Origin of the sequence: Thalassobius sp. Cn5-15 (genome assembly GCF_022347685.1) — a bacterium.
Lineage (GTDB): Bacteria > Pseudomonadota > Alphaproteobacteria > Rhodobacterales > Rhodobacteraceae > Thalassobius.
This window is the reverse complement of sequence record NZ_JAKRGF010000002.1, coordinates 118,294-133,182: the sequence shown is the minus strand read 5'-3', so window position 1 is coordinate 133,182 and position 14,889 is coordinate 118,294. Positions and strand designations below refer to the sequence as shown.

Genomic DNA, 14,889 nt, shown 5'->3' with positions numbered 1-14,889 from the left:
TTTTTGCTAAAACAACATTAAGCTACTGTTTTTGTTTTGTTTTGAATAAAAGTCCTCAGACTTATTCACAGATTCTAGTCAGGCTTTGGCCTTTATGTCATACTGTCGCCCAAATCAGAGGCAGGGCAGCCCAAGTATGACGCGTATTTTCAAGGTAGTCGCTGTGTGTGCAGCAGCAATATGTGCGATGCCGCTTTTGGCGGAGGGACCGAAACCCTTTCCTGATTTCACCTTCAAGAAGGTGACGCCACCGGCACCCGGCACCAGCAAGCGCATTACCGTGCAGGTGGGCCCAAACGTGCCTGAAGCCGCCGCGCCAGCAAGCGAAGGCGCCCCTGCTGCCGTGACAAGCGCACGCTATGACTGGTTCTGGCAGGATGTTTCCCCGGCGATTGCAGACACCGGTCCGGGCCGTTTGGAGGCAGCGCTGACCGCATTGGCCACCGCATCTGCAGAGAACGCCGTGGCGGCACCGCGTCTGGACAGCCTGTTGGCCATTGCCAATGCCCATGCGCCGCAGATCCTGATCAGCAGTGTGAACAGCCGCGTCTCGCCAGCGCTGGTGCTGTCGGTGATTGCAGTCGAAAGCAGCGGGCGCAGTGATGCGGTGAGCGGGGCAGGGGCGCAGGGGCTGATGCAGTTGATCCCCGCAACTGCTGAACGGTTTGACGTACAGGACGCGATGGATCCCGGTCAGAACATCCGTGGTGGCGTGGCCTATCTGGATTGGCTGCTGCGCGAATTTCAGGACGATCCAGTATTGGCGCTGGCGGCCTACAATGCGGGCGAAAACGCGGTGAAGAAGCACGAAGGCGTGCCGCCTTATCCTGAAACCCGCGATTACGTGCCGAAAGTGCTGGCGGCCTTCGCCGTTGCAAAGGCGCTGTGCAAAACGCCGCCAGAGCTGATTTCAGACGGCTGCGTGTTCAATCTGACACCCTAAACGTAAAAGCCCCAACGCAAAGCCCCAGCCAGATCGGCCGGGGCTTTTTGTGTTCTGTAGCAAGGATCAGTTGACGATCGTCGCCTCTGTCGCGGCGCGCAGCTCATCCTCGGATACACCGTCGGCAGTTTCGACGATCTTCAGGCCACCCTCCACGACATCCAGCACGCCAAGGTTGGTGATGATGCGATCCACCACGCCCTTGCCGGTCAGCGGCAGGGTGCATTCCTTCAGCACCTTCGACACGCCATGTTTGTTGGCGTGATCCATCACCACGACCACACGGCCCACACCGGCGACCAGATCCATCGCGCCGCCCATGCCTTTGACCAGCTTGCCGGGGATCATCCAGTTGGCCAGATCGCCGTTTTCGGCAACCTCCATCGCGCCGAGGATGGCCATGGCGATCTTGCCGCCGCGGATCATCGCAAAAGACTGCGCGCTGTCGAAATAGGCGGTTTGCGGCAACTCAGTAATGGTCTGCTTGCCCGCGTTGATCAGGTCGGCGTCCTCATCCCCTTCAATGGGGAAGGGGCCCATGCCCAGCATGCCGTTTTCAGACTGCAGCGTGACCTCAACACCCTCGGGGATGTAATTGGATACCAGCGTCGGGATCCCGATGCCTAAGTTCACATACCAGCCGTCCTGCAGTTCCTGTGCGGCGCGGGCCGCCATTTGATTGCGATCCCATCCTTTGGTCTCTTGGGCCATGATTATGCCTCCTCGCGCGGACGAACGGTGCGCTGTTCGATACGTTTTTCGTGATCACCTTTGATGATGCGATGCACATAGATGCCGGGCAGGTGGATGCTGTCGGGGTCCAGGGATCCGGTCGGCACAATCTCCTCCACCTCAACCACGCAGACCTTGCCACAGGTGGCAGCAGGGGCGTTGAAGTTGCGGGCGGTTTTGCGGAACACGAGGTTGCCGGTTTCGTCGGCTTTCCACGCTTTCACGATGGCGAGGTCGGCGAAAATGCCTTCCTCCATGATGTAATCCTCCATCGCGCCGTCTGCGCCGGTGGGGAACTGTTTTTCCATCTTGCCTTCGGCAATCACCGTGCCCACGCCGGTTTTGGTGAAGAAACCGGGGATACCCGCACCACCTGCGCGCATGCGTTCGGCCAGTGTTCCTTGTGGGTTAAACTCCAGCTCCAGCTCGCCAGAGAGATACTGGCGCATGAATTCGGCGTTTTCGCCGACGTAAGAGCTGATCATCTTCTTGACCTGTTTGGTCTGCAACAGGATGCCGATGCCAAAATCATCAACGCCCGCGTTGTTGGAGGCAAAGGTCAGGTTCTTGGTGCCGGCATCCTTGATCGCGTCCAATAGCAATTCAGGAATGCCGCACAGGCCAAAACCACCCGAGGCAATGAACATGCCGTCCTTTAGCAGCCCGTCCAGGGCGGCGGCGGCGTTCGGATAGACTTTTTTCATAGAAATCTCCCGTTTCAGGTATGGCGTTGGTTGTGACGTGGCGTCGTATCGCTGTCAATGTGAGGGAGGGGGACATCGTATTCCTACGTATGGATGTACGTAGTTTTGACGGCGGGTCAATTTATCAGGGCTTCTTCGTTTGCACGTGAATGGCAATATGGGCGACAGTTAACTCCGCCCGCGCGGTCAGCACGCCATCAGGCGCTGATGCAGCCGTTCTTTGGTGATCCTTGCGAAGGCTTCGCAGATCTGGGAGCGTGGGCGGTGGCGGGGGAACAGCATCTGGTAGGCGTAGCTGACCGATGGTTCAAACGGACGGGCCACGACAAGGTTCAACCGCGTGAGGTAGTTTGCCGTGATCGGATCAATGACCGAAATGCCTGAGCCACTGGCGACCAAATGACCGGCAGCAAAGGACAATTGCGTTTCTGCCTGTAGTCGTCGTTCTACGTTCGCAGCTTTGAAAATAGCGTCGATCTGCTGGCGAATGGCGTAATTCAAACCCATCGAGATGAACGATTCCCCTTCCATGTCCTGCGGCACCAGTACCTCTCGATCCGCAAGTGGATGACCGATAGGCAGTACCGCCACCATCGGCACTTCGCACAGTGTCTCGGAGGCGACTGCCGGGTGGGATACACTGCGTTCGGCAAAGCCCAGTTCATACTGCTGCGACGCGATGCATTGCAGCACCTTCTGAGAGCTGTGTATCTGCAGGGCGACGGAAATGTCCGGTCGGTCTGCGCAAAATTCGGAAATCACGTCTGGCAGAAACTCCAGCGCCAGCGCGGGCAGGCCAGCAATATGCAGGGCCCCACGGCGGAAGGTGCCAATTTCGCGCGCTGCTTCGGCTATCGTGGACAACCCGATGAAGGAACGATCCACCTCTTCAAACAGGGCGATCGCCTCTGAGGTGGGGGTCAGGCGTTTGTTCTGACGAATGAACAGGGGGTAGCCAACTTGCAGTTCAAGGTCAGACAGCAACCGACTGGCTGCGGGCTGGGTGATGTGGATCCGCCGCGCCGCTTCGGTGACGCTGCTGGTTTCCATCATGGCGCGAAACGCTTCCAGCTGGCGATGGTTGAGTTTCAAGGCATCTTTCCCTATCCATAACATTTGCGCATGAATAGCACGAATATTTGAATTTGAAATATGATATTCACCCTCGCTACAAAGGATCCAATCAAAACGCCTAGGGAGGATCAAATGCGTTCCACACTGATTGCGGCAAGTGCGCTGGCCATTTCGGCAGGGCTGGCACATGCAGAAGACAAAACCCTTTATCTTGCGGCTTACGGTGGCTCGACCGAGACGCTGTTCAAGGAAGTTATCATTCCCGCGTGGCAGGAAAAATCCGGTGCTAAGGTGGTCTATGTATCGGGCAACTCCACCGATACGCTGGCGAAACTGCGCGCCCAGGAAAGTGCGCAGGAGATTGACATCGCGTTTATCGACGATGGCCCGATGACACAGGCGATCAACTTCGGCTACTGCGATACCGTAGACGAAGCGACTTTTGCCGATCTGTATGATGCGTCCCGCATGCCCCAAAACAAGGCCGTCGGCGTTGGCATCGTGGCAACCGGTTTGGCCTATAACGCCGAGATGTTTGAAAAGAACGGTTGGGCGGCCCCGACCTCTTGGGCGGATCTGGCGGACCCGAAGTATAAGGGCAAAGTGGCGATCCCACCGATCACCAACGGCTATGGCCTGCATGCGTTGATCATGGCGGCAAAACTGAACGGTGGTGGCGAAACCGATATTGAACCTGGTTTCGAGATGTTCCAGGACAAGATCGACGACAACGTACTGGTTTATGAACCTTCGTCCGGCAAAATGTCTGAACTGTTCCAGAACGGTGAAATTGCGCTGTCTGTCTGGGGGTCTGGCCGTCTGAAATCGCTGGCGGACACCGGTTTCCCGGGCGCGTTTGCCTACCCCGAAGAGGGCGCGGTGAATCTGTTGATTGCAGCCTGCCCGGTGGTTGATTCCGATGTGCCGGAACTGTCCCAGGACTTCCTCAAGTTCATCACCTCTGCCGAGATGCAGCAGTACTTTGCCATTGAAAAAGGCTGGGGTCCGGTGAACAAAAACGTTGCGCTGACCGACGAACAGATCGGTGCCCTGCCGGTGGGGCCAGAGCGCGTCGACACGCTGGTGAACATTGACTACACCGTGGTCAACGAACAGCGCGGCGCATGGACCCAGAAATGGACCCGTCAAATCGAGCGTTAATCGCGCCTCATTGCACTAAATTCAAAGGCGCGGGACTGAACACCCGCGTCTTTCTTAGCCTCTAGGGACAGCGTGGATGTCTTTCCTCAGCCTCAAGAACCTCAATAAACAATTTGGCGAATTCACCGCAGTGCGCGACATGACACTGTCGATCGAAAAGGGTGAGTTTGTATCGCTGCTGGGCCCGTCGGGCTGCGGCAAGACGACGACCCTGCAGATGATTGCCGGATTGCTGGAACCCACTTCCGGTCAGATCCTGCTGGACGGTCGCGATATTTCGCACACGCCCCCCAACAAACGTGGGCTGGGCATAGTGTTTCAGTCCTATGCCCTATTTCCGCATATGTCGGCGCTGGACAACGTGGCCTTCGGGCTGGAAATGCGCGGTGTCGGCAAAGCCGAACGTCAGGACCGCGCACGCAAAGCGCTGGAACAGGTTAAACTGGGCCAGTTCATGCATCGCTTCCCCAAGGAGATGTCCGGTGGTCAGCGACAGCGGGTTGCCCTCGCACGCGCATTGGTGATTGAGCCGCCGGTTCTGCTGCTGGATGAACCCCTTTCCAATCTGGATGCCAAACTGCGTGAGGACATGCGGCTGGAACTGCGGCTGTTGCAGCAGGAAATTGGCGTCACCACTATTCTGGTCACCCACGATCAGGAAGAAGCCCTGTCGATGTCCGACCGCATCGTGGTGATGAAAGATGGCGAAATGGAACAGATCGCTGCGCCGCTGGACCTCTATGAGCGTCCGGTCAGCCCGTTTGTGTCGGATTTCGTCGGCAAGACCAACCTGTTCGATGCCCAGATTATTGATGCCGACCATGTGAAGGTCGCCGATCACGTTTTGCTGCTGCCCGCTCACGGAATGCCAGCTGGCGCCTCTATGCAATTGTCGATCCGGCCTGAAAAATTCGCGCTCAGCCCTGAAGGCGACGGCGATGAAGTTCAGGTTGAGGCGGCGATTTTCCACGGTGCCAATTGGCTTTACCGTGTGCGCGGTGCGATGGGCGAATTGTTTGTGACACAGCCCAATACCGGTGCGCCCGGCTTTGCCCGTGGCCAAACCGCGCGGTTGAACTGGCCCGACGGTGCCCTGTCCATGTTTGCGGAGGCCTCGTGATGGCCAGCTCTGCAAACCGTGCCGCATGGGCCATGACGGCCCCCGGCGTGATCTTCTTTGCCGCCCTTCTTGGTGCGCCGATGATCATGACCTTCCTGCTCAGCCTGCACGCCTATGATTTCAACGCCGGTGTTCTGCCGGATTGGACATTGGCGAATTATGCTGACGTTCTGGGCGACAGCTACTTTCACAAGATTTTCCTGCGCACCTTCGGATTGGCGGCGCTGGTCACTGTTATCTGTGTTCTGATCGGCGCACCCGAAGCCTATGTGCTGTCGCGGCTGCAAAACCCGTGGAAGTCGATCTTCCTGCTGGTGGTACTGGGACCGCTGCTGATCTCGGTTGTGGTGCGCACGCTGGGATGGGCGTTGTTTTTTGGCGGTAACGGTATTTTAACCATGATTGCGCAGGGGTTGGGGTTCAGCGATGAGCCGGTCAGCCTGATGTTTACATTTGCCGGGATGACCATTGCGCTAGTGCATGTTCTGGTGCCCTTTATGGTGATTTCGGTCTGGGCGTCGTTGCAAAAGATCGACCCGCAATCCGAGGATGCCGCATGGACCCTTGGTGCCTCCAAGCTGACCGTGCTGCGTCGGATTACTCTGCCGCAGGCGATGCCTGGCATTCTGTCCGGGTCGATCATCGTGTTTGCCCTGACCGTCAGCGCCTTTGCCACGCCCGCCATCATCGGTGGCCGCCGGATGAAGGTGGTCGCGACCGCTGCCTATGATGAATATCTCAGCACATTGAACTGGCCTCTGGGGGCCACGATCGCTGTTCTTTTGCTGGTGGCAAACGTGGTGATTATCGTCACCTACAACAAACTGGTGGAACGCCGTTTCGCCAAAGTCTTCGAATAAGGAGCGCACAGCATGCAACGTCTTGGCCCTATTGCCCTGATTTTTCACGCGCTGTTTGTCGCGTTCATCATGGCCCCCCTGTTGATGGTGATTGCCGTGTCTTTCACCGACAAAGGTTATCTGTCCCTGCCCACCGACGGTCTGTCGCTGCGCTGGTTCTATGCGATCCTTGATAATCCTGATTTCATCTCGGCCTTTTGGGTGTCGGTGTGGTTGGGGCTGATTTCAGCCAGTATTGCAGTGGCGATGGCGGTGCCGGCCGCATTGGCTATCGCACGGCGCAAGTTTCCGGGGCGCGATGCCATTTCCGCCTTCCTGCTGTCGCCGTTGATGATCCCGCATCTGGTGCTGGGTGTTGCCTTCCTGCAGTTTTATTCCAAGGTCGGGATGGGTGGCAGTTTTGCCGGATTGACAGCGGCGCATGTGGTGCTGGTCATGCCCTATGCATTGCGTCTGGCGCTGGCCTCTGCCACGGGGCTGCCGCAGGATGCGGAACAGGCCGCGATGACCCTTGGTGCGTCGAAGTTTACCGTGTTCCGTCGCATTACGCTGCCGTTGATCCTGCCTGGTGTGGCAGGGGGCTGGATCCTGTCCTTCATCACCAGCTTTGACGAACTGACCATGAGCGTCTTTGTGGCCTCTCCCGCCACGCAAACCCTGCCGGTGCGCATGTATCACCACATCGCGCAGACAATTGACCCGCTGATTGCCTCGGTCTCGACCGTGTTGATCGTGCTGACCTTCCTGCTGATGCTGGTACTGGACCGCCTCTATGGGTTGGACAAGATCTTTGTGGGCAAAGGATAAACGATGACTACGCTAGTGATTGGCGGCGGCGTTGTTGGCCTGTCGGTTGCCTATGGTCTGCTGAAACAGGGCGCACAGGTCACTGTCATTGACGGCAGCGACACGGATGCGCGTGCGTCGCGCGGCAACTTTGGTCTGGTCTGGATCCAAGGTAAAGGCGCCAAGGCCCCGCATTACGCCGCGTGGTCGCGCAGCTCTGCCAAACTTTGGCAGGGCTTTGCGAAGGACCTGAAAGAGGCGACTGGCATCGACATTGCCTTCAGTCAGATCGGCGGGGTGGAGTATTTTACCGATGCCGATGCGTTGGCTCAGGATGCCGCTGGCTTGCAGGGGTTGCAGGATCACTTTGACGGGGATTACCCGTTCGAGGTGCTGGAGCACAGCCGCCTGAAACAGCTGGTGCCAGAGATCGGTCCGAAGGTTGTCGGCGGTATCCATTCGCCGATGGACGGGCATGTGAACCCGCTGCTGCTGTTGCGGGCCCTGTCAGTGGCGGTACAGCAGATGGGCGGGCGGTTGCAAACCGGTGCCAAAGTGACAGAGATTGCCGGTGGCGACCGCGCTTATACCGTGACACTGGAAACAGGGGAGAGGATCGAAGGCAATGCCTTAGTTCTGGCTGCTGGCCTCGGCTCTGCCGAATATGGCGCGGATCTGGGGTTTGACGCGCCGGTGCGCCCGCAGCAAGGGCAGGTGCTGATCACCGAAAAACTGCCGTTCTTTCTGAAATATCCGTCTGGCCGGATCCGGCAGGTGAACGAAGGCGGTGTGCAAATCGGGGCCTCAAAGGCGGAAACCGGTGCTGACAGCACCGATCTGCCAACCTTGCAGGATCTGGCCCGTTATGCGGTCGATGTGTTCCCGCTGCTGGAACATGTGCAACTGGTGCGCAGCTGGGCTGCGTTGCGGGTGATGTCGCCGGATGGTCTGCCGATCTATCAGCGTTCAACCAAATTCGCGGGGGCGCATTTCGTGACCTGCCACAGCGGTATCACGCTGGCGGCCGCGCACGCAGGGCTGTTGCCTGACTGGATTCAGGACCGCAACACCGCCCCCGACCTCTCTTTGTTCAGTGAAAGCAGGTTCAATGTTTGATCCCCTTGAGCCACAGGGCACCAATCAGGTGCAGTTCCAGTTTGAAGACCGACAGCTTTCTGCACCTCAGGGTGCGACTGTGGCCTCAGCCTTGTTGGGTGCGGGGATAACTGCTTTTCGCGACACGCCAGTGTCCGGCGCGGCGCGGGGGCCATTTTGTTTGATGGGGGCGTGTTACGATTGCCTTGTGTCCATTAACGGCGTGACGGTGCAAGCCTGCATGACACCGGTGCAGGATGGCCTGCAGGTAAAACGCGTCGGCTCCCGCCAAGTTGACAGTGAGGGTGCAGTATGACCGACACCTTTGACATTGCCATTCTGGGGGCCGGACCTGCCGGTATGGCGGCTGCCGCCCGTGCAACGCAACTGGGCGCCAGTGTGGTGGTTCTTGACGAACAGCCCAATCCGGGCGGCCAGATCTACCGTAATGTGGATCAGGCCAGCGATGTGCAGCATCGGATCCTTGGCCCTGACTACAGCCATGGGCGGGTTCTGACGCAGGGCCTGCGTGACAGCGGTGCGCTCCACCGTGCGGGCGCCACCGTCTGGGATGTAACCCGCGACGGCGTTGTAACCTATTCGCAGAACGGCAAACCCGAACAGATCAGCGCGCGTCACCTGATCTTGGCAACGGGTGCCACCGAACGGCCCATGCCGCTGCCCGGTTGGACCCTTCCGGGGGTAATGACCGCTGGTGCGGCGCAGATCCTGCTGAAATCCGGTGGGCTTGTGGCGCGCGACCCGGTGCTAATCGGCTGCGGCCCGCTATTGTATCTGCTGGCGGCGCAGATGATTGCGGCGGGGCGCAAACCCCGTGCGTTGATCGAAACGCAAAGCCGCAGTGACATGTGGGCGGCGCGCGGTGATCTGGCCGGGGCATTGCGGGGTTGGCGCTATCTGGTCAAGGGCGCGGGTCTGATGGCCAAGATCATGGCCGCAGGCGTGCCGCGCTATACGGGTGCACGCGACATCGCGCTGGAGGGGCAGGGCGCCCTGACATCTGTGCGGTTTACCGTGCGCGGCAAATCCCATGAGATCGCGACCGATACGGCGCTGCTGCACCACGGGGTTGTGCCAAACACCCAGATCAGCCGCGCGCTGCGGTTGGATCACGTCTATGACCAGACCCAGCGCTGTTTTCTGCCGACGGTTGATGCGCTCTGCACGTCCTCTGAACCCGCGGTCAGCATCGCGGGGGACGGTGCAGGTATCGGTGGCGCGAAAGTCGCCGCGATATCGGGGCAGATTGCGGCCCTCGGCGCGGCCTGCCAGTTGGGGTTGCTTACACCGCACGCGTTGCAGTCTGCTGTCGCGCCGCTGCAGCGCCAAAGAGCGCATGAGCTGCACGCGCGCCCGTTTCTGGACCGGTCCTATCCGCCAGCCGCACAGTCTCTGTCGCCCGCAGATGCCACAATCATTTGCCGCTGCGAGGAGGTGGCCGCCGGTGACATCCGCCGCTTTGCGAAACTGGGCTGTAAAGGTCCCAATCAGGCCAAGGCTTTTGGCCGTGCAGGGATGGGACCGTGTCAGGGACGCTTCTGCGGTTTGACCGTGACAGAGTTGCTGGCGCAGGAAACCGGGCAAAGTCAGGACGAAACCGGTGCGCTGCGCATCCGCGCACCTCTGAAACCCGTCACATTGGGGGAGCTGGCCGCCTATGATGCCAGCAGCCAAGATACATAAAGGACATGACCATGATTGAACGCCAGCACACCGGCCAACGGATGAGTAAGATCGTCAAGCACAATGGAACCGTCTATCTCTGCGGTCAGGTCGGCAATGCGGGAGAGAGCGTAGCAGACCAAACCGCCGAATGCCTGCGCCGGGTCGATGCCCTTCTGGCAGAGGCAGGATCCTCGCGGGAACAGATCCTGCAGGCCATCGTCTGGGTCGCTGATATGGCGGATTTTGCTGAAATGAACGCCATTTGGGACGCATGGGTGCCCGAAGGCCACGCACCCGCCCGCGCCTGTGGTGAGGCCAAACTTGCCCGTCCCGAACTCAAGGTCGAAGTGATCATCACCGCTGCCTGCGACTGACGCAGGCCCACACCCCGCGCCGGATCTGAAAACATGTGTTAGGATGTGGACAGAACCGGCGCAATCCCCGTTACTGAAGGTGCCGTTCCAGCGACTTTTGCTGGATTTCGTTTTTCAGGGTCCGGGCCTTGGCGCGATAAAAACTCCCTGCTTCGCCTTCATAGATCCGCAGAGCGGCGAGGATATGCGTTTGCGCACGTTCCAGATACTTAGCCGATACCTCTGCCTGCGTCCTTTCCCCCAGCGCCTTGGTCACGATCGCAAGGTTTTCCTGCGTTAAGGCCCAGTCAAAGGGGGTGTCGCTTTGGGTGCGCACGTCCAATGTGTTTTCCAGCAGGTCTTTGGCCTTTTCCAGCAGCGCCGTGCCCTTCGTACCGTCGGTCAGTTTGGCCTTTTCCAAAAGGGCAACCGCCAGGTTCTGCGTCGTCATCGCCCATTCCACCGGCATCTCTGTTTCTGAACGCAGCTTCAATGCGGTCGAAAACGCATCTATCGCCTGACCCAGATAATCGCGCGCTTCGGCGTGATGGGCCGCATGTTTGGCGCGCAATGACAGCGTCGCCCCTAGGTTTTGCTGGATCATGCCCCATGTTTCACCGTGGTCTGTGTCTGTTACCAAACGCAGGGCTGAATGATAGGCACTGATGGCGTCATCCAGCAATGGGGTGCTGTCCGGTGCATCTGTGCGCATGCCCATGTTTGCCAGCGCATTGGCATAGTTCTGCAGTGCCCGCGCACGCCGTGGGGCCGGCCAGCACTGCACAGCAACCGCTGGTTTCAGGATCTCGGCTGAATAGCGCAGACCGGCGGGGTCGTAGCGCAACCCGTGTTCAAACAGGAAACGGTGATATTCCAGCCGCTTTTCCGCTGACTGCATGGTATCAAGGGTGTTCAGTGCCTCTGCCGCGCTGGAAAAAACCAGAAATGCTTCCTCGATCCGTCCGCGCAGCAGGGCGTTATGGGCCCGTGCCTCTTTGGCGCGCACCGCCATCGAGCTGTAGATGCGATCCACCTTGATCAGCAGCATATCATATTCCGCAAAATCAAGCCGGGCTGCCGCTTCGGCTGCAGCGGCCTTGGTGTTGGTCAATTCAGCCGCCAGCCCATCCAGTTCTTGAAACCGTTGTTTGAACACACGGTATTCCGTTGCCTTGTCATCCAGCAGCACCCGCAGCTCCGCATCCGATCTGTCATAGACGCGGTCGATTTCAAACCGGCTTGCCAGTGCTTCCAGTTGATCACGACGCGCATTGCCGAGTCCGTCGAGTTGCGGGGGCATCGCCTCGGCTGGTTTCTGTACAGCTTCACGCAGCGCATCGATGTCGTCTTGCGGGATGTCGAGAGCATGGGCCAGCGTCTGTACTGTGCGCGCTGTGGGGTTTGCGACATGGCCGTTTTCAAGGCGCGAAATGCTGGCTTTGCGCCCCTCATCATTCCATGCGCGCACGGCCAGATCTTTGACCGACAGGCCAAGGTCATCGCGGAAAGAACGCACTAATAGACCGAAACGCACCCCAAAAGCGGTGCCTTCTTTGTCATCACCTTTCGTCAATTTTCGACACCTCCGTCTTTGAAGTACCGTGCTAGTTTGCCTTAAGAAGTCCTGATCCAAATGCTTCTGATTAGAAACAAAGGTTAATTTTCCCAGCCTTGACTGGAGCCACTGTCCCCCCCGTGGTTCCAGTCAAATATTTCTAAGGCCTGCAAGGCGCGCTAAGACGGGCAGGACCCTGGTCAGGTAATGCGACGGTGTTTGCGTCATATCTTCAGGCTGGTCGTTTTGGCCGCTGCCGTAGAAACGCCGCCAGTGATGGTTCTGAACTGGCTGACTCGTGGTGTTGAGGGGCGCTCGTAGTCGTCTGTGTTTCGCCTTTTGTGCGGTAACTCGTCTGTGACACCGCTTAGTGCCAGCGCAGCTTGGGTGCGATTGACCACCTTCAGCTTTCGGATGACCTTGGACACATGTGCCTCAACGGTGTTGACCGAAATATCCAAGGTGCGGGCAATAGATTTGTTTGATTGCCCCTGCGCGACCTGCTGCAAAATCTCCAGTTGACGTTCTGTGAGCAGCTTCAATCGCCCGGATTGCGGATGCGACGTAAGCGGATCGTGATGGTCAGCCTTGGTGGAATAGGAAATGATCCGGTGCCCTTCTACCACAAGAGAGATAACCGATTTGATCTCGCTTGCCAGCATATCGGGCGACACAACCGCCGCGACCTCATTGGGCAGACTGCTCAACGATTGCAGCAGCGATGGATCCAGCGGAAACAGTACGATCCGTGGTGCGGTCAGCCGATTGAGAAGGATATCGATATCCTCAAGCAACCCTTCTTCGTTTGTGAAAGATAGTAAAACAACTTTGGAAATTGGTTGGACGGAATTTGCGTCCTCAATGGTATAAAATGGCAGCTGCAACTCGGAGGCAATCTGCTCCAAAGCTGACTTTAGTAAGTGGGTACGCGCCAGAATACTCAACGAATGCACGTCTACATGACTCATCAAATGTCCCCCCCTAATAAAAGGTCTCGCGACAGTGTCTAGAAAAGCAGCCAACGGGTGAATTGACTGAAGGAATGGTTCAGGTCTTAGCGCACAGCAATGTGCGCGTTGGGTAGTACCGGGAGTCCGCTTGCCGGAAGCTCCAGTATTTCAGCGTCTTGTACTGAAACGGCCTGCACTTGTTGTTGCTGCGCCCTTGCTTGCCGGGCTCGCGCTTGTTGGGCGCGCTTGGCTCTGGCGGCAGCTGCCGCTCTGACGTTGCGAACCTGATGAGCCTGCAGCACATAAACGCTGCCAACCCGATCCTGCGCTTGGGGAACAAACACTTTGCTATCAGCCTGTGCAATGTGCCCCCAGACAACGGTGGCCGCGCAAACTGCGGCCATTGGAAAAAAACGAACTTTAGAATTCAAAATCATTGCTCAAGTCCCACGTAAATTGCGTTTAGACGGTCAGGCTCTGACTTGGCCCGCAGTGCGGAATTCTTGCTCTTAACAAATTAACGGTTTGTTAACCTTTTGAGGGCACATTAACCTTTCAGAGTGACGCTAAGTCAAGAAAAATGGGCAAATTGTCGCGAAATTCCCCTAAACGGTTGCAAATATTTCGGTCGAGTTACTGGAATCTTGTATGCGAATCGCCGGATTTTCGCAGGCTAACCGGTTTCCGTACCCCCCGCATAACCGGAATCGGTTACGCGCCTTGGGGCAAATAGTCGAATCCGGATAGGGGCTACCTCCTTTTGTACAGGAACCCATGCAGCGGAGCCTGAGTGATCTCAGGAATGTCCGGTTCGGTCCTATCTTCCTATCGTCCTTACATCGCTGCTGACCTGAGGGGGTTACGGCGGTGTTTTTGGATCAAAGGACATCGAAAGGACTTGACTATGAAAAAGCTATTTTTGGCTTCGACCGCTCTGGTGCTGACTGCTGGCATGTCATTCGCGCAAACCGCAACTGGTGGTGGGATCGCACCAGCGAACGCGTCGGCTGAGAGCAACACTGCTGCGACAGCGAATGAGACAGGCAGTATCTTCAACAGTGCCGAAGCGCTCGATTCAGCTGGTGGCGGGAACGACGAAACAGCGATTGCCACTGCTGGTGAGGCCGGCAACGGCGCACGTGCACGCGTGAACCTGAGCTCCGCGATCACTGCGCAAGGCCAGACCACTGGTGGCATAAGCGCGACCGTTGCCCAGCAGGCTGCGAACGCGAACCTGCAGTTTCAGGTTGGTAACAATAACCAAGCTGTAAACCTGCAAGCCGGTGTGCGTCAGGAATCTGCGACCCTGCAGCGCGGCGACCGCAACGATGCCATCATCAGCCAGACTCAAGCTGGCAACGAAGCTGCGATTTCGCAGTATGGTGATGACAACATGAACGCGATCATTCAGGACGGCATCGACAATGGCGCGGCATCGGCACAGGTCGGTGACTTCAACGTTTCGACCATCCTGCAAGCTGGTGACCACAACATCGCAGCGCATTCGCAGTTTGGCCTGAACAACAACGCGATGACCTTCCAGAACGACGGCGATAACACCGCCGCGCAGGTTCAGGTAGGTGATGGGAACGCCTCTCTGATCTCACAGGGCGGGGGTGCTAGCCAAACGCTGGCCGCGATTGACGGTGCAACCCGCAATGTGGCCATTCCCGCCGGCCTCGTTGTAGGCGGTGCTGTGGCAGGTGCAGCCTCTCTGAACTCCGCGGCCAGCATCCAGCTGGGTGATGGCAACTCCAGCGCCATCATTCAGCAGGGTAACGGCAACGAAGCGGTCAACTACCAGAACTCGAACTAATCTCCAGTTGAGACAAGTTTGAGTAGCTAAACACTTGTGGGGGCGCTTCCTTGG

Annotated in this window: 16 protein-coding genes; 10 read left to right on the top strand and 6 right to left on the bottom strand. The window is 58.0% G+C overall.

The window, feature by feature from the left end; genetic code table 11:
* Positions 1 to 136 precede the first annotated feature (136 nt).
* A complete protein-coding gene (locus tag MHM86_RS06480; RefSeq protein WP_239197192.1) occupies positions 137 to 943 on the top strand; it encodes a lytic transglycosylase domain-containing protein in 807 nt (268 codons plus the stop codon).
* Positions 944 to 1,009: 66 nt separating this feature from the next.
* Here MHM86_RS06480 and MHM86_RS06475 read toward each other — a convergent pair whose 3' ends face one another.
* The 3 genes from MHM86_RS06475 to MHM86_RS06465 form a co-directional block, all read right to left on the bottom strand.
* Positions 1,010 to 1,654: a 3-oxoacid CoA-transferase subunit B gene (locus MHM86_RS06475; RefSeq protein WP_239197190.1), complete on the bottom strand. Its 645-nt coding sequence runs from the start codon at positions 1,652 to 1,654 to the stop codon at positions 1,010 to 1,012.
* Between the two features lie 2 nt (positions 1,655 to 1,656).
* Positions 1,657 to 2,379, bottom strand: coding sequence for a CoA transferase subunit A (locus MHM86_RS06470; protein WP_239197188.1), 723 nt, complete (start codon positions 2,377 to 2,379; stop codon positions 1,657 to 1,659).
* A 186-nt stretch (positions 2,380 to 2,565) separates the two neighbouring features.
* On the bottom strand, positions 2,566 to 3,471 hold the full coding sequence (locus MHM86_RS06465) for a LysR substrate-binding domain-containing protein (protein ID WP_239197186.1): 906 nt from the start codon (positions 3,469 to 3,471) through the stop codon (positions 2,566 to 2,568).
* Between the two features lie 114 nt (positions 3,472 to 3,585).
* On the opposite strand from MHM86_RS06465, the gene MHM86_RS06460 reads away from it, so the two are divergent.
* The 8 genes from MHM86_RS06460 to MHM86_RS06425 all read left to right on the top strand — a co-directional run bounded on the left by MHM86_RS06460 (position 3,586) and on the right by MHM86_RS06425 (position 10,535).
* On the top strand, positions 3,586 to 4,614 hold the full coding sequence (locus MHM86_RS06460; RefSeq protein WP_239197184.1) for an ABC transporter substrate-binding protein: 1,029 nt from the start codon (positions 3,586 to 3,588) through the stop codon (positions 4,612 to 4,614).
* Between the two features lie 76 nt (positions 4,615 to 4,690).
* Positions 4,691 to 5,734: an ABC transporter ATP-binding protein gene (locus tag MHM86_RS06455; RefSeq protein ID WP_239197182.1), complete on the top strand. Its 1,044-nt coding sequence runs from the start codon at positions 4,691 to 4,693 to the stop codon at positions 5,732 to 5,734.
* Entirely contained in the window at positions 5,734 to 6,594 is an 861-nt protein-coding gene (locus tag MHM86_RS06450; RefSeq protein WP_239197180.1) for an ABC transporter permease, read from the top strand. The genes MHM86_RS06455 and MHM86_RS06450 overlap by 1 nt, the downstream gene beginning before the upstream one ends.
* 12 nt (positions 6,595 to 6,606) lie before the next feature.
* Positions 6,607 to 7,401 (top strand): ABC transporter permease, encoded by a 795-nt coding sequence (locus MHM86_RS06445; RefSeq protein WP_239197178.1) that lies wholly within the window; start codon positions 6,607 to 6,609, stop codon positions 7,399 to 7,401.
* Positions 7,402 to 7,404: 3 nt separating this feature from the next.
* A complete protein-coding gene (locus MHM86_RS06440; RefSeq protein ID WP_239197176.1) occupies positions 7,405 to 8,496 on the top strand; it encodes an FAD-binding oxidoreductase in 1,092 nt (363 codons plus the stop codon).
* Complete coding sequence (locus tag MHM86_RS06435) at positions 8,489 to 8,791, top strand: (2Fe-2S)-binding protein (RefSeq protein WP_239197174.1); 303 nt, start codon at positions 8,489 to 8,491, stop codon at positions 8,789 to 8,791. The genes MHM86_RS06440 and MHM86_RS06435 overlap by 8 nt, the downstream gene beginning before the upstream one ends.
* The gene (locus tag MHM86_RS06430; protein WP_239197172.1) at positions 8,788 to 10,179 is read left to right on the top strand and encodes an FAD/NAD(P)-binding oxidoreductase; all 1,392 of its coding nucleotides are present in this window, start codon (positions 8,788 to 8,790) and stop codon (positions 10,177 to 10,179) included. Before MHM86_RS06435 ends, MHM86_RS06430 begins: the two co-directional genes overlap by 4 nt.
* 11 nt (positions 10,180 to 10,190) lie before the next feature.
* The gene (locus tag MHM86_RS06425) at positions 10,191 to 10,535 is read left to right on the top strand and encodes a RidA family protein (RefSeq protein ID WP_239197170.1); all 345 of its coding nucleotides are present in this window, start codon (positions 10,191 to 10,193) and stop codon (positions 10,533 to 10,535) included.
* Positions 10,536 to 10,605: 70 nt separating this feature from the next.
* Here the strand turns inward: MHM86_RS06425 and MHM86_RS06420 are convergent, their stop codons facing one another.
* From MHM86_RS06420 to MHM86_RS06410, 3 genes are all read right to left on the bottom strand, one after another.
* Positions 10,606 to 12,087, bottom strand: a complete 1,482-nt coding sequence (locus MHM86_RS06420) for a helix-turn-helix transcriptional regulator (RefSeq protein WP_239197168.1) — start codon at positions 12,085 to 12,087, stop codon at positions 10,606 to 10,608.
* Positions 12,088 to 12,293: 206 nt separating this feature from the next.
* The gene (locus MHM86_RS06415; RefSeq protein WP_239197167.1) at positions 12,294 to 13,037 is read right to left on the bottom strand and encodes a response regulator transcription factor; all 744 of its coding nucleotides are present in this window, start codon (positions 13,035 to 13,037) and stop codon (positions 12,294 to 12,296) included.
* Positions 13,038 to 13,123: 86 nt separating this feature from the next.
* Complete coding sequence (locus tag MHM86_RS06410; protein WP_239197165.1) at positions 13,124 to 13,456, bottom strand: hypothetical protein; 333 nt, start codon at positions 13,454 to 13,456, stop codon at positions 13,124 to 13,126.
* Between the two features lie 467 nt (positions 13,457 to 13,923).
* On the opposite strand from MHM86_RS06410, the gene MHM86_RS06405 reads away from it, so the two are divergent.
* Entirely contained in the window at positions 13,924 to 14,835 is a 912-nt protein-coding gene (locus MHM86_RS06405; RefSeq protein ID WP_239197163.1) for a hypothetical protein, read from the top strand.
* Positions 14,836 to 14,889: the final 54 nt, after the last annotated feature.

Coding starts and splice junctions, on each gene's coding strand:
- MHM86_RS06480 (WP_239197192.1), top strand. CDS start 137: ATGACGCGTATTTTCAAGGTAGTCGCTGTGTGTGCAGCAGCAATATGT.
- MHM86_RS06475 (WP_239197190.1), bottom strand. CDS start 1,654: ATGGCCCAAGAGACCAAAGGATGGGATCGCAATCAAATGGCGGCCCGC.
- MHM86_RS06470 (WP_239197188.1), bottom strand. CDS start 2,379: ATGAAAAAAGTCTATCCGAACGCCGCCGCCGCCCTGGACGGGCTGCTA.
- MHM86_RS06460 (WP_239197184.1), top strand. CDS start 3,586: ATGCGTTCCACACTGATTGCGGCAAGTGCGCTGGCCATTTCGGCAGGG.
- MHM86_RS06455 (WP_239197182.1), top strand. CDS start 4,691: ATGTCTTTCCTCAGCCTCAAGAACCTCAATAAACAATTTGGCGAATTC.
- MHM86_RS06450 (WP_239197180.1), top strand. CDS start 5,734: ATGGCCAGCTCTGCAAACCGTGCCGCATGGGCCATGACGGCCCCCGGC.
- MHM86_RS06445 (WP_239197178.1), top strand. CDS start 6,607: ATGCAACGTCTTGGCCCTATTGCCCTGATTTTTCACGCGCTGTTTGTC.
- MHM86_RS06440 (WP_239197176.1), top strand. CDS start 7,405: ATGACTACGCTAGTGATTGGCGGCGGCGTTGTTGGCCTGTCGGTTGCC.
- MHM86_RS06435 (WP_239197174.1), top strand. CDS start 8,489: ATGTTTGATCCCCTTGAGCCACAGGGCACCAATCAGGTGCAGTTCCAG.
- MHM86_RS06430 (WP_239197172.1), top strand. CDS start 8,788: ATGACCGACACCTTTGACATTGCCATTCTGGGGGCCGGACCTGCCGGT.
- MHM86_RS06425 (WP_239197170.1), top strand. CDS start 10,191: ATGATTGAACGCCAGCACACCGGCCAACGGATGAGTAAGATCGTCAAG.
- MHM86_RS06415 (WP_239197167.1), bottom strand. CDS start 13,037: ATGAGTCATGTAGACGTGCATTCGTTGAGTATTCTGGCGCGTACCCAC.
- MHM86_RS06410 (WP_239197165.1), bottom strand. CDS start 13,456: ATGATTTTGAATTCTAAAGTTCGTTTTTTTCCAATGGCCGCAGTTTGC.
- MHM86_RS06405 (WP_239197163.1), top strand. CDS start 13,924: ATGAAAAAGCTATTTTTGGCTTCGACCGCTCTGGTGCTGACTGCTGGC.